Genomic DNA, 12,950 nt, shown 5'->3' with positions numbered 1-12,950 from the left:
CGCACTAATTGACATACTGTCGGTGTGACGAGCGTCCACCCACTGCACGATCCTGCGTTCCAACGCCTGTACAGCGCCCAAGTCGTGGCGCTGCTCGGCACCGGCCTGCTCACCGTGGCGCTTGGACTGCTGGCCCACGACATGGCCGGCAGAAACGCCGGGACCGTGCTGGGAACAGCCCTGACGATCAAGATGGCGGCCTACGTATTCGTCGCACCCCTGATGGCCGCGGCGACCGTACGCGTGCCGGCCCGGGCGCTGCTCATCGCCACCGACGTGCTGCGTGCCGCAGTCGCCCTGGCTCTGCCATTCGTCGAATCTGTGTGGCAGATCTACCTTTTGGTCTTCGTTCTGCAAGCGGCCTCGGCCACGTTCACGCCCGCCTTCCAGTCCGTGATCGCCGCGACCCTGAGCGACGAGCACACCTACACCCAGGCGCTGTCACTGTCGCGCATGGCCTACGACCTGGAGTCGCTGGCCAGCCCGGTGCTGGCCGCGGCCCTGCTCACCGTGCTCGACTACCCCGCCTTGTTCCTGGGAACCGTTGCCGGATTCCTGTCCTCGGCCACGGCGATCCTCTCGGTACGGCTACCAGGAGCACCGGAAAGGACACGGCCGCAACCATTTCGGGATCGGGTCTGGCGCGGGGCCCGGATCATGTGGTCGGCAGCCGACTTACGCGCGCTGCTGGCGTTGAACCTGGTGGTCGCCGCGGCGACCGGGCTCGTGATGGTCAACACCGTGGTGTACGTGGGCGACCTGCTCGGGGCCGGAGAAACGGGCTTGGCCGTCGCATTGGCCTGCTACGGCGGAGGGTCCTTGCTGGCCGCCCTCGGTGCCCCACGAATTCTGCTGATCACCTCGGACCGGACGGTGATGCTCGCCGGTGCAGTGACATGCGCCGCGGGGCTGAGTGCGACAGCGCTTTTCCTGGCTGCCGCACCGAACGGGCTCACCGGGTGGATCGCGCTGGCAGCGCTGTGGCCGGCCCTGGGTGTGGGGACGGCGATGGTCAGCATGCCGGCGCCGCGGCTGCTGCGCCGAAACTCCACCGCCGGGGACCGCTCCGAAGTCTTCTCGGCACAGTTTTCGCTGTCTCATGCCGGCTTTCTGCTCACCTACCCGGTGGCCGGTTGGATCGGCGCCACGCTCGGCCAAGCCGTTGCCGCCCTGTGCCTGGCCGCACTGGCTACACTCGCGACACTGGTTGCAGTGAATGTGTGGCCGCGCCCCGGAAGGGAGTTCCATGGCAGTACCGCCCGGAAACCCTTCGTCACGGTCGCAGGACAGCCTGGTCCATGACCTCACGCCGGATCAGGCACGGCTCGACATCGCCAGCGAAACGTTCCGGATGTTGTCCGACCGGACGCGGCTGCACCTGCTGTGGCTGTTGGCCCAGGGCGAAGCCGACGTCACGGCGCTGGCCGAGAACACCGGCGCCTCCCGTACCTCGATCAGTCAACACCTGGCCAAGCTGCGGTTCGCCCGCATGGTGGACACCCGAAAAGATGGCCGGCGGGTGTACTACCGGCTGCGCGACGGACACCTGAGCCGCCTGGTCCAGGAGGGGCTCAACCACGCCGACCACCAGGTGACCGGGGAGCCGTCGCACCCCTGACTCAGAACGGCGCCTCGTCCACCCGCGGCCGGGTCAACGGCAGCCGCAGCAGCAACCGCGCGCCCCCGAGCGGGCTCTCCCCCAGTGACGCAGTGCCACCGTGCAATTCGGCCTGCTGCGCCACCAGGGCCAGCCCGAGCCCGGAACCCGAACGGGATGCGGTGGATCCGCGGGCGAACCGTTCGAACACCTCGGCCCGCTCCACCTCGGGCACCCCGGAACCGTTGTCGTCCACCACGATCTGCACGTCATCGGCGGAACTTACTGCGCTGAGCCGGATTTCGGTGGCACCACCGTGCTTGACGGCGTTGGCGATGGCGTTGTCGATCACCAGGCGCAGCCCGGCGGGCATGCCCAGCATCAACACCGTGGGCGAGGGCATCAGGGTGGCCCGCAGGCCGGGGTAGGTGTGCAGCGCATCGTGGGCAGCGCGGTCGAGCAACTCGGTGACATCCATCGGCACGAAATCCTCGACCGTGGTGAGCTCCCCCTGCGCCAAGCGCTCCAGCGCGGTCAGGGTGCCCTCGATACGACTCTGCGTGCGCATGACATCCCCGATCACCTCCTGGCGTTGCTCGGCGGTCATGTCCAGGGTGGACAGCACCTCCAGGTTGGTGCGCATCGCGGTCAGCGGGGTGCGCAGTTCATGAGAAGCCGCCGCGGCGAAATCGCGGGCCGATTCCAACGCGGCCTTGGTGCGTTCCTGCTCATTGCCGATCCGCGCCAGCATGCCCTCGACCGCCTCGGCGATCTCCACGGCCTCGCGCACACCACGCACCTGCACCTCGTCAGGTTTCGACTGGGCGTTGATGGCCCGCGCCTGCTGGGCCAGCAGCCGGAACGGGGTGATCATCACCAGTGAGATCATCCAGCCCACCACGACGGTGCTGCCGATGACGCCGCCACAGATCAGCAGCACCCGCAGGTGCAGTTCGTCGATCCGGCGCTGAGTCTCCGCCAGCGGTGCACCCAGGGCGATCGTCGCCGGACCTGCCGTGAAGGTGCGCACCCGGTACTCCACGCCGTCGATCGTGGTGTTGGCGTAGCCGTTCTCCAGCCGCGGCAACACGATGTCACTCGGCACCGAGACACTGACCCCGCCGATGTGGGCGGTACGCACCAGTCCGCCATCGTCGTGCAAGGTCGCGTCGGCCGAGCCCGGTTTCGTCGCGGTGAGCAGCGTGCTGACATCACCCAGGCTGCTCAGCGAATCCAGCCGCCGGTCGAGCTGGCTGTACTGGTCGTTGGTGACCCCGAGCCACACCCAGGTTCCCAGCGTGATGACGGTGACCACGACCGACAGCGCACCGACGATGACGATGGTGCGCAACGACAGCACGCGCATCACCGGCCGCAGCACCGGCCGCAGCAGTCCCAGGACGCGCTCTTCGAAGCTCACCGGCGTCATCTTGCCCGATCCGACATCGTCAACTCTTGGTTGACGATGCCCTCGCGTCAACCTAGAGTTGACGTATGACCCAACCCGTCACCCTCACCAACCCGGTCCGCCTCGACGACCTCATCGGTGCCATCAAGAAAGCCCACACCGAACCCCTCGAGCAGCTCATCGACGCGGTCATCGCCGCCGACGCCCTCGGCGATATCGCCGACCACCTGATCGGACATTTCGTCGACCAGGCCCGCCGCTCCGGGGCCTCCTGGACCGACATCGGCAAGGCCATGGGCGTCACCAAACAAGCCGCCCAGAAACGGTTCGTGCCGAAAGTTCCCGATTTCGACCCGGCCACTCTCGACCCCAGCACCGGATTCGGCCGCTTCACCCCGCGGGCCCGCAACGTCATCGTGGTGTCCCAGAACACCGCGCACGCCGCAGGCAACGACGAGATCTCCCCCGACCACCTGCTGCTGGCCCTGTTCGCCGAGCCCGACGGCCTGGCCGCCAAACTCCTTGTCGGCCAGGGTATCACCGCCGAGACCGCCCGTGCCGCCATCACCCTGCCGCCGCCTGCCGAGGCCGTCCCGGCGCTGATCCCGTTCAACCCGGGCGCCAAGAAGGCACTGGAACTGACCTTCCGCCAAGCACTTCGGCTCGGCCACAACTACATCGGCACCGAACACATCCTGCTCGCCCTGGTCGAGGCCGAGGCCGACGACGGCCCGCTGCACCGGCTCGGGGCCGATCCGGTGCGGTTCGAGACCGACCTCGCCGCTGCGCTGGCACCGTTCGCGGCCACAGACCAGGCCGGCGCCGGGGAATGAAACCGGCCACCGCACCGTAGAACCGAGGGTGAAACTCAACGATGTCGCGCGCCAGTTGATCGGCGCGGGCGCCGACGCCACCCTCGTCACGGTGAACCCCGACGGCAGCCCCCAAGCCACGCTGGTCTGGATGGCGATGCAATCCACCCCCGACGGAGACGAACTGGTCACCGCGCACCTGGCCGAACATCAGAAGGTCCGCAACATCCGCCGCGATCCGCGGGTGGCCGTCACGATCCTCGACCCGGAGAGCGTCGGCAAGGCGATGCGGCCATATCTGGCGATCACCGGCACCGCACGCGTCGTCGAGGGCGGCGCGCCGGAGCTGCTCAAGGAGCTGGCGCAAACCTTGGCCGCACCGGATACCCCGTTCCCACCCAAGGACGCCCCGCCCGGCTGGCTCACCAGGATCCGGATCGACAAGGTAGGCGGCGTGGGGCCCTGGGTGTCCTGACCCAACCGTCTGTAACACGTTTCAGTTTGTGCGAGACTGCCTGGCATGCCCCGCTGGTTCGCACTCATGTTCACCGCCGTGGTGTCGGCGGTCGCCGTCCTCCTGGCCCCGCCGGCGGCCTCGGCCGACGGCACCCCGATCGGCCGGATCGGCGAAACGCTGCGCGTCGAGGACAACGGCATCATCGCCGACGTCACGGTGCACGACGTGCTTGCCAGTGAGGTACCGCCCGGCTGGGGCTGGAATGGTTCACCCCGGTGGCGGGCCCAGGGCAGCCCGTGGCGCGCACCGGTCACGGTGACGACCATCCAGGCGCCCACCCCGTACGCCATGGCCCTGGCGTTCACGTTCAACGGCGTCACCCCCTACGCCGACGCGTACGTGCCCAAGCACACCGACGCGCCCAACCGGCTCGAGGATGCCCTGCGCAACGCGCCCCCCGGAGCCACCGTCAACGGCGACGTCTACTGGGACGTGTACCGCGCGCTGGTCACCAACGTCGTGCTGATCGACACCAAAACCGGCAAGCACCTGGCGCAGTGGAATCTCTGGCAGCCGGGCGCGCCGCTGCCTTGATAGTCCAACGGGCCCAGCCCGCCGACCTTGCGGACCTGGCCGCCGTCGCGGCCGCGACGTTCCCGTTGGCCTGTCCCCCATCGGCAACCGAACAGAACATCGCGGCGTTCATCGACGAGAACCTGTCGGAAGCACGCTTCAGCGAGTACCTGGCCGATCCGGGCCGGATCGTGCTGGTCGCTCACGACCCCTCGATCACCGGTTACGCCATGCTGATTCACGGCGTCCCCGATGACAGCGACGTCCAGCAGGCGGTCACCCAACGGCCCGCCCTGGAACTGTCCAAGATCTACGTGCTGCCCACCCGCCACGGCCGCGGCGCGGCCGCCGCCCTGATGGCCGAAACACTGCGGGCTGCAGCCGAATCCGGCGCCCGCTGCGTGTGGCTGGGGGTCAACCAGGAAAATGTGCGGGCCCAGCGGTTCTACACCAAGAACGGCTTCACCGTCGCCGGCACCAAGACCTTCCAGCTCGGTGCCGGCGTGGAGAACGACTACGTGATGGTCCGGCCCCTCTAGCTAGCCGGTCCGCTGCGCCGCGGCGGTCAGGGCCAGCAGACGCGAGGTGGCCCGCAAGTACTTCTTCCGGAAGCCGCCGGCCACCATCTCAGGGCTGAAAATGGTGTCCAGCTTGGTGCCCGAGGCCAGCACCGGAACACCGGCGTCGTACAGCCGGTCGGTCAACGCCACCAACCGCAGCGCCACACTCTGATCCTCGATCGGGTGCACGCCGGTGATGAACACCTCGGTGACACCTTCGATCAGGGCGTGATAGCGCGACGGATGCATCGTGGCCAGGTGCGCACACAGCGCGTCGAAGTCGTCGAGGGTCGCGCCGAGCACCCCGTCGGCCCGCTGCGCCACCTCGTCGTCGGACAGCGGTTCGGGCGCCGGCGGCAGATCACGATGCCGGTAGTCCGGCCCCTCGATCCGTACCGTGGTGAAGATCTGGGCCAGCGTGTTGATCTCACGCAAAAAGTCCTGGGCGGCGAACCGGCCCTCACCGAGCTGCTCGGGCAGCGTGTTCGACGTCGCCGCGATCGACACGCCCCGCTCCACCAGCGCCGACAGCAGCCGCGAGATCAGCGTGGTGTTGCCCGGGTCGTCCAACTCGAACTCGTCGATGCACACCACCACGTATCCGGACAGCAGCTCGATGCACTCGTTGTAGCCGAACACCCCGGCCAACTGCGTGAGCTCACCGAAGGTGGCGAACGCCGTCGGGTACTCGCCCTGCGACAACGTGTAATAGGTCGAGGCCAACAGGTGCGTCTTGCCGACACCGAAGCCGCCGTCCAGGTACAGCCCCACCCCCGGCAACACCTCACGCTTGCCGAACAGCTTCTTCTTGCCGGCCCGGCGAGCCGCCGCCTGTTCGCAGAAATCGCGGCAGGACTGCACCGCGGCGGCCTGCGAGGGCTCACCCGGATCGGGCCGGTAACTGTCGTAGCTGACGTCGGCGAACGTCGGCGGTGGGACCAGCTGTGCGACCAGCCGCTCCGGGGTGACGGTGGGATGACGATCGGCGAGCTGAGCGACGCCGCTGGACCCGTGCATTCGAGCAGCGTAACGACGTGCTCCAATTCAGTTCATGTCCGATGACACCGCCGGCACCGAGCTGACCGTGCTGGGAAACGTCGACACCATCGCCGACGGACAGCTGGCCGATTATTACGCATATCCCGATGACCTGCGCAGATGCTGGGTGCGCGGCAACATGATCAGCAGTCTGGACGGCGGGGCCACCGAGGACGGCAAGTCCGGTGGGCTCGGTGGTCCCGGCGACCGGGCTGTGTTCAATCTCATGCGACAACGCGCCGACGTGATCCTGATGGGGGCGTCGACCGTGCGGATCGAAAACTACTCGGGCGTGCAGCTGTCGATCACCCAACGTGAGGAACGGCAGCGTCGGGGCCAAGCCGAAGTGCCGCCGATCGCCGTCATCACCGCGTCGGCGGCATTCGACCACGAGGCCAAATTCTTCACCCGCACCGAGGTGCCGCCGCTGATCCTCACCACCACCCGGACCGTCGACGAGGCGCGGCAACGGCTGGGCGCGGTCGCCGAGGTGATCGACGCCTCCGGTGCGGACCCGACCCTGGTCAACCCGGCGGTGGCACTGCGAATCCTGGCCGAACGCAAGCTGTTCCGAGTTCTCACCGAGGGCGGCCCGCAGCTGCTGAGCACCCTGATCGAGACCGACATGCTCGACGAGCTGTGCCTGACCGTGGCCCCGCTGCTCGTCGGCGGGGTGGCCCGCCGCATCGCCACCGGGCCCGGCCAGGCATGCACCCGGATGCGGCCCGCGCACCTGCTCACCGACGACGAAGGCTACCTGTACACCCGCTACGTCCGCCGGTGAAGCGCGGCCCGACGAGCCGCGACACCACTGTCGCTACTGTGGTCAGCATGCGTCATCAGCTGGTGAAAGCCCTGAGAAGGTCAGCGGTCGCCGTGCCCGTTCTGTCATTGGGGCTGCTCACCGCGTGTTCGCCACTGTTCGCCGCAGATCCGCGCTACGCCACCAATTCCGGCGCCCACCCTCAGGGCCAGCCCGAGACGACCTCGGAGGCCCCGGCCGGGCCGCCCGGCATCGAAGCGCCCAAGAACGACCTGTCCTGGCGGGACTGCACCCCGCGGGTGTTCGGTGACGCCGGCATCCAACCCCCCGCCGACGTCACCCTCGACTGCGCCACCTACGACGCCGATCTGGACCCGATCAACGGGGCCACCGGCACACTGGACATCGGTGTGGTCCGGGCCCGGTCCACACAGACACCGGCCGACGCCGGGCCGCTGGTGATGACCACCGGCTCAGACATTCCCACCTCGGTGCAGCTGCCGGCCTGGCTGGCACGTTCGGGGACCGACATCCTCAAGTCCCATCCCATCGTCGCCGTCGACCGGCGCGGCATGGGCATGTCGGGCGCGCTGGATTGCCGCGACGTCTACGACCGCCAGGAAATGCTGGATCAGACCCAGTTCCAGGCCGGCAACGATCCGGTGGCGAACCTGGGCGCGGTCACCATGACCGCAACCACCAGTTGCACCGACACCATCGCCCCGGGCGACTCGGCATACGACAACGCCCACGCCGCCGAAGACCTCGAACGGCTGCGCAGCACCTGGGATGTGCCGACGCTGGCGCTGCTGGGCATCGGCAACGGTTCCCAGGTGGCGCTCGCCTATGCCGGTTCGCACCCCAACAAGGTGTCCCGGCTGATCCTGGACTCGCCCCTGCCGCTGGGGCTGGGCGCCGAGGCCGCCGCCGAGCAGCGGGTCAAAGGCCAACAGGCCGCACTCGACGCGTTCGCCGCACAGTGCGTGGCCACCAACTGCCCGCTGGCGCCGGACCCGAAGGGCGCCGTCGACGCCCTGCTGTCCGACGCGCGTGCCGGACGTGGTCCGGGCGGGGCGTCGGTGGCGACGCTCAGCGACGCGATCGTCGCCGGATTGGGCTTCCCGCAAGGGGACCGGGTGACCGCGACCAACAACCTGGCCGGCGCGCTGGCCGCGGCCCGTGCCGGTGACGCCGGGCCGATCTCGGCGCTGATCACCAAGGCCGACAACCTGCGCCAAACCGACGGCCAGTTCGTCAACTCCTGCAGCGATGCGCTCAACCGGCCCACCCCGGACCGGGTGCGCGAACTCGTCGTGGCCTGGGGCAAGCGCTATCCGCAGTTCGGCACCGTCGGCGCGCTGAACCTCGTCAAATGCCTCAACTGGCCCAGCAGCAGTACCCCCAAAGACCCCAAGGACCTCAAGATCCCGGTGCTGCTGCTCGGCGTGCAGAACGATCCGATCGTCGGCAGCGAAGGCGTCGCCGCCGTCGGCGCCACCGTCATCAACGCAGGCACCAACAGCCGGCGGGTGATGTGGCAGGGCGTCGGCCACGGCGCCAGCGTCTACACCCCGTGCGCGCTGCCCCCACTGACCGGTTACCTCGACAGCGGCAAACTGCCCGAGACCGACACGTACTGTCCCGCCTGACGCTGGGCGCCCACAGCGTCGGTGTACGGTTCGCTGGTGGCCGCACCAGATTCGATCATTTCCGGTCTCGTGAACGCATTCCGCCCCCGCACCTCGGAGCCGAGCACCGCCACGGTGCTGCGCTCGGTGCTGTGGCCGGTTGCGATCCTGTCGATCATCCATCGCAGCTACGTGCTGTCCACCAACGGCTACATCACCGACGACTTCGGTCCGGTGTACCGCGCGGTGTCGAACTTCCGGCGGCACTGGGCCATCTACAACGAACATTTCAACTTCGTCGACCCGCACTACCTGTACCCGCCGGGCGGCACCCTGCTGCTGGCCCCGTTCGGGTTCCTGCCGGAGTTCGCGTCGCGCTTCTGGTTCGTCGCGTTCAATTCGGTGGCCGTCATCATCGCCGCCTGCCTGCTGGTGCGGCTGTACAAGTTCTCCCTGACCTCGGTGGCGCTGCCGGCCCTGCTGCTGGCCATGTACTGCACCGAATCAGTCACCAATACACTGGTTTTCACCAACATCAACGGCTGCATCCTGCTGGGTGAGGTGCTGTTCTTCCGCTGGCTGCTGGACGGTAAGAAAAACCATGAATGGTGGGCGGGTGCGGCGATCGGGCTGACCCTGGTGGTCAAGCCACTGCTCGGTGTCCTGCTGTTGCTGCCGCTGCTCAACCGGCAGTGGCGGGCCCTGGTGACGGCGTTCGCGGTGCCGATCGTGTTCAACGCCGTGGCCTGGCCACTGTCGGCAGACCCGATGGGCTTCGTACACAACACGCTGCCCTACATCATGCAGACCCGCGACTACTTCAACTCCGCCATCATCGGCAACGGCGTCTACTACGGGCTGCCGATGTGGCTGATCATCACCCTGCGGGTGATCTTCGTGGTGCTCGCCGTGATCAGCCTGTGGCTGCTGTACCGCTACTACCGCGAGCGCGACCAACTGTTCTGGATGCTGACCTCTTCGGGCGTGCTGTTGATCGCCTCGTGGCTGGTGCTGTCGCTGGCCCAGGGCTACTACTCGATGATGCTCTTCCCGTTCCTGATGACGGTGGTGCTGCCCAACTCGGTGCTGCGCAACTGGCCGGCCTGGCTGGCTGTCTACGGGTTCATGACGATGGATCGCTGGTTGATGTGGCGCTGGCCGACCACCGGGCGCTTCCTGGAATACATGAAGATCACCTACGGCTGGTCACTCATGCTGGTGGTGGTGTTCTGCGTGCTCTACTTCCGCTATCTGGACGCCAAGCAGGACGACAGGCTCGACGAGGGCATCGACCCGCCGTGGATGAACCGCAGGCGGGAAGCCGAACCGGTCTGAGCCTCAGACCGAACTGAACTGCATGACCTGCCCCGCCAGCCGGGTCCTGGTCTGCATCTGCAGCCCGTGCCGCGCGCACACGTCGTCGAGCTCCCCGGGATTGACCAGACGGAACGGGGAGCGGTCGAGCTGGTGCAGCACGGTGGCCATCGGCGTGCGGGTCAGGTCGTAACCGGTGAACACGCCGCCCGGGCGCAGCACCCGGGCGATCTCGGCGATGGCCTTCTCCCACTCCACGATGTGGTGCAGCATCAGGCAGCTCAGCACCGAGTCGAAGGAGTCGTCGGCGAACGGCAGGTCGGTGGCGTCGGCCCCACGCACGGTCACGTCCCCGAACGCCTGCAACCGACGGGCCGCGGTGCGCACCATGGCCGGGTCGAAGTCAGTGGCGGTGATCGCCAGATCCGGGTGCGCCTGCCGCAGCCGGGCAGCGATATCGCCACTGCCCGAACCGATTTCGAGCACCTCATGACCCAATCGATCCACCGGGAGGCTGCCGAGCACAGCCTGCCCGGTGCCCCGCCACAACGCCGTCTTGCAGAATGCGCGCTCGATCTGTGACATTGCCGGCATGTGAGCTCCTTGTCGTCATCGGTGTAACCCATTGTCACCGGCCACACCCCGGCCCCGCTTGTACAGATCGGCTGTGTGAGACATTGGCCAGATGAGTGCGAACCCTGCCTGGTCGGGCGCCCTGGCCGTCGTCACCGGCGCGCTCTGCTACACCGGCAGGCTGTCGGACGCACAGCGACATCACCACGTCGCCACCCAGGTGGTCCGGTCCTGGGCCGATCCCTTCGAGCTGACCGATGCGCACGGTCGGGCGGCGGTGACGTCGGCCGCGGTGATTCCTTCCGGACGTGAACACTCGATCCGCATCCTCAGCCCAGCGTCCGGGGTGATCATCTTCCTCGACCCGAGCGCATTCAGCCGTACCGGACCCGACGGTGACGATGTTGCGCAATGGGTGGCCGCGGGCGACGAACTTCCCTGTTGGACAACTCCGTTGCCGCCGGAGCAACTGCTCGACGAACTGATCGGCACCCCACCGTCCGGCTACACCAGGCCAACTCCCGACATCTGGCACCCCAGCCTGCTCGCCGCCGTGGAGCTGGTTCCCCGACTGCTGCCCGAGGCCGTGCGCCTCACCGACGTGGCCAAGCAGGTGGGGCTGTCCCCCGGGCGACTGGGACGGTTGTTCAAACTTCAGCTCGGGCAGTCGTTTCCGACGTACGTACGGTGGGCGCGGCTACGCTGCGCGGTGGAAGCCGTGCGTGACGGGGCGTCGCTCACCGATGCCGCGCACGCGGCCGGGTTCACCGACAGTGCACACGCCAACCGCGTCTGTCACGAGATGTTCGGCCTGTCCCCGAGTGCGGCGAGCCGCGAGCTGGTGTGGTCATAGCGCCGGGCGCACCGGCCACTGGTCCTCACCGCGCACAGCACGTAATTTGGAGACATGACGACCCCAGGGCCCAACGTGGAACTGACCGATGACCAGTGGCGCGAGAAGCTCACCCCCGAGGAGTTCGCGGTGCTGCGCCGGGCCGGTACCGAGCGGCCGTTCACCGGTGAGTACACCGACACGAAAACCGAAGGTGTCTACGAGTGCCGGGCCTGCGGTGCCGAATTGTTCCGCAGCAACGAGAAGTTCGAATCCCACTGCGGCTGGCCGTCGTTCTTCGACCCGGCCGACTCGGCGGCGGTGATCCTGCGGTCGGACACCTCGCTGGGCATGCGCCGCGTCGAGGTGCTGTGCGCCAACTGCCACAGCCACCTCGGGCACGTATTCGAGGGTGAGGGCTACCCCACCCCGACGGACCAGCGGTACTGCATCAATTCCATCTCACTGAAGCTGGTGCCCAAGACGGTGTGATCAATCGAGGCGGGTGGCGTGCACCTCCCAGAACGGCATGTGCACCCGGCCGTCGATCAACCACGGTTCGATGACCCGCAACCGTTCCAACAGCGGGGTCATCGCGTCGGCCATGTCGGGATTGCGGGCGGCCATCATCTCGAATGTCTCGACACTGACATTGCCCTGGTAGGTGGTGGTCCCCAGGTAGGTGATCTGCCACCCGGCATCGGGCAACACGCCGCGGAAGTCGTCGACGGTCATCGAACGCGGCATCTTGAAGCCGTTGACGTTGTGTTCACCGAACTCGTACATGTACAGCCGCGCACCGGGTTTGGTGGCCCGGTGCAGTGCCCGCGCGTAGGACTTCTTCAGCTCGGGTTCGTCGGTGAACACGTGGTAGAACGCGGTGTCGACCACGGTGTCGAACCTGCCATCGAGCCCGTCCAGTCTGGTTGCGTCGGCCACCTGGAAATCCACCGAGACCCCGGCCTCGTCGGCATTGCGCCGCGCCCGTTCGATGGCGGCTGGTGACGCGTCGATACCGGTGGCCGACAAGCCTTTCGACGCATAGTGAATGGCATGGTGACCCGGTCCGGTGCCGGGATCGAGCACCTCACCGGTGACGGCGCCGAGGGCGACGAGCTGCTGCACCACCGGCTGCGGCCCGCCGATGTCCCACGGCGTCGCGGCGGGCAGGCCGTGTGTGGTCCGCTCGTCGCGGTACATCTCTTCGAAGCGATCGGATTCTTGCGGAGCAGTCATGCCCGCGAGGGTAGACCCGCTGAGTGAAAGCCCAGGTCAAGGCCTGCCAACAGATGTGCCGGCCATACGGCGGCGCCGCCAATGTCACGCTGGCGTGGCGCTGGAGGCCGAGGGCCACTCCAGCGTGACAAGCTGGGCGAACCGTGGAGGCGTTCGTCA

Annotated in this window: 15 protein-coding genes; 11 read left to right on the top strand and 4 right to left on the bottom strand. The window is 67.7% G+C overall.

What is annotated here, in order from left to right:
- Window positions 1-24 precede the first annotated feature (24 nt).
- Both FR943_RS12735 and FR943_RS12730 read left to right on the top strand, forming a co-directional pair.
- Complete coding sequence (locus tag FR943_RS12735) at window positions 25-1,302, top strand: MFS transporter (protein WP_308170534.1); 1,278 nt, start codon at window positions 25-27, stop codon at window positions 1,300-1,302.
- A complete protein-coding gene (locus tag FR943_RS12730; RefSeq protein ID WP_217157523.1) occupies window positions 1,247-1,618 on the top strand; it encodes an ArsR/SmtB family transcription factor in 372 nt (123 codons plus the stop codon). The genes FR943_RS12735 and FR943_RS12730 overlap by 56 nt, the downstream gene beginning before the upstream one ends.
- A gap of 1 nt (window position 1,619) precedes the next feature.
- On the opposite strand, the gene FR943_RS12725 is transcribed toward FR943_RS12730, so the two are convergent.
- Complete coding sequence (locus tag FR943_RS12725; protein WP_217158213.1) at window positions 1,620-2,963, bottom strand: sensor histidine kinase; 1,344 nt, start codon at window positions 2,961-2,963, stop codon at window positions 1,620-1,622.
- Between the two features lie 128 nt (window positions 2,964-3,091).
- Between FR943_RS12725 and FR943_RS12720 the strand changes: the two genes are divergently transcribed.
- The 4 genes from FR943_RS12720 to FR943_RS12705 are packed head-to-tail and all read left to right on the top strand — an operon-like array spanning window position 3,092 to window position 5,386.
- Window positions 3,092-3,838: a Clp protease N-terminal domain-containing protein gene (locus FR943_RS12720; RefSeq protein ID WP_217157521.1), complete on the top strand. Its 747-nt coding sequence runs from the start codon at window positions 3,092-3,094 to the stop codon at window positions 3,836-3,838.
- 28 nt (window positions 3,839-3,866) lie between these two features.
- Window positions 3,867-4,292, top strand: a complete 426-nt coding sequence (locus tag FR943_RS12715; protein WP_217157518.1) for a PPOX class F420-dependent oxidoreductase — start codon at window positions 3,867-3,869, stop codon at window positions 4,290-4,292.
- Window positions 4,293-4,337: 45 nt separating this feature from the next.
- Entirely contained in the window at window positions 4,338-4,868 is a 531-nt protein-coding gene (locus tag FR943_RS12710; protein ID WP_217157516.1) for a hypothetical protein, read from the top strand.
- Window positions 4,832-5,386 carry a GNAT family N-acetyltransferase gene (locus FR943_RS12705; RefSeq protein ID WP_372448122.1) on the top strand — a complete coding sequence of 185 codons (555 nt, stop codon included), beginning with the start codon at window positions 4,832-4,834 and terminating at the stop codon, window positions 5,384-5,386. The genes FR943_RS12710 and FR943_RS12705 overlap by 37 nt, the downstream gene beginning before the upstream one ends.
- Here FR943_RS12705 and zapE read toward each other — a convergent pair whose 3' ends face one another.
- Window positions 5,387-6,424 carry a cell division protein ZapE gene (gene zapE, locus FR943_RS12700; protein ID WP_217157514.1) on the bottom strand — a complete coding sequence of 346 codons (1,038 nt, stop codon included), beginning with the start codon at window positions 6,422-6,424 and terminating at the stop codon, window positions 5,387-5,389.
- Between the two features lie 34 nt (window positions 6,425-6,458).
- Here zapE and FR943_RS12695 point away from each other — a divergent pair, with 34 nt between their 5' ends.
- Genes FR943_RS12695 through aftC form a run of 3 tightly spaced genes read left to right on the top strand, consistent with a single transcriptional unit; the run spans window position 6,459 to window position 10,171 of the window.
- Entirely contained in the window at window positions 6,459-7,229 is a 771-nt protein-coding gene (locus tag FR943_RS12695; RefSeq protein WP_217157512.1) for a pyrimidine reductase family protein, read from the top strand.
- 47 nt (window positions 7,230-7,276) lie between these two features.
- Complete coding sequence (locus FR943_RS12690) at window positions 7,277-8,857, top strand: alpha/beta hydrolase (RefSeq protein ID WP_217157510.1); 1,581 nt, start codon at window positions 7,277-7,279, stop codon at window positions 8,855-8,857.
- Between the two features lie 21 nt (window positions 8,858-8,878).
- On the top strand, window positions 8,879-10,171 hold the full coding sequence (gene aftC / locus FR943_RS12685) for an arabinofuranan 3-O-arabinosyltransferase (RefSeq protein WP_217157509.1): 1,293 nt from the start codon (window positions 8,879-8,881) through the stop codon (window positions 10,169-10,171).
- Between the two features lie 3 nt (window positions 10,172-10,174).
- Here the strand turns inward: aftC and FR943_RS12680 are convergent, their stop codons facing one another.
- A complete protein-coding gene (locus FR943_RS12680) occupies window positions 10,175-10,744 on the bottom strand; it encodes a class I SAM-dependent methyltransferase (RefSeq protein ID WP_217157507.1) in 570 nt (189 codons plus the stop codon).
- Between the two features lie 91 nt (window positions 10,745-10,835).
- Here FR943_RS12680 and FR943_RS12675 point away from each other — a divergent pair, with 91 nt between their 5' ends.
- Complete coding sequence (locus FR943_RS12675) at window positions 10,836-11,576, top strand: helix-turn-helix transcriptional regulator (protein WP_217157505.1); 741 nt, start codon at window positions 10,836-10,838, stop codon at window positions 11,574-11,576.
- A 54-nt stretch (window positions 11,577-11,630) separates the two neighbouring features.
- Window positions 11,631-12,047 (top strand): peptide-methionine (R)-S-oxide reductase MsrB, encoded by a 417-nt coding sequence (msrB, locus tag FR943_RS12670; protein WP_217157503.1) that lies wholly within the window; start codon window positions 11,631-11,633, stop codon window positions 12,045-12,047.
- Here msrB and FR943_RS12665 read toward each other — a convergent pair whose 3' ends face one another.
- The gene (locus tag FR943_RS12665; protein ID WP_217157502.1) at window positions 12,048-12,791 is read right to left on the bottom strand and encodes a class I SAM-dependent methyltransferase; all 744 of its coding nucleotides are present in this window, start codon (window positions 12,789-12,791) and stop codon (window positions 12,048-12,050) included.
- Between the last annotated feature and the right edge of the window lie 159 nt (window positions 12,792-12,950).

It is taken from the genome of [Mycobacterium] fortunisiensis, from assembly GCF_019050325.1.
Classification (GTDB): Bacteria; Actinomycetota; Actinomycetes; order Mycobacteriales; family Mycobacteriaceae; genus Mycobacterium; species Mycobacterium fortunisiensis.
Note: the sequence above shows the minus strand (reverse complement) of the source record. Positions and strands in the feature narration are given on the sequence as shown.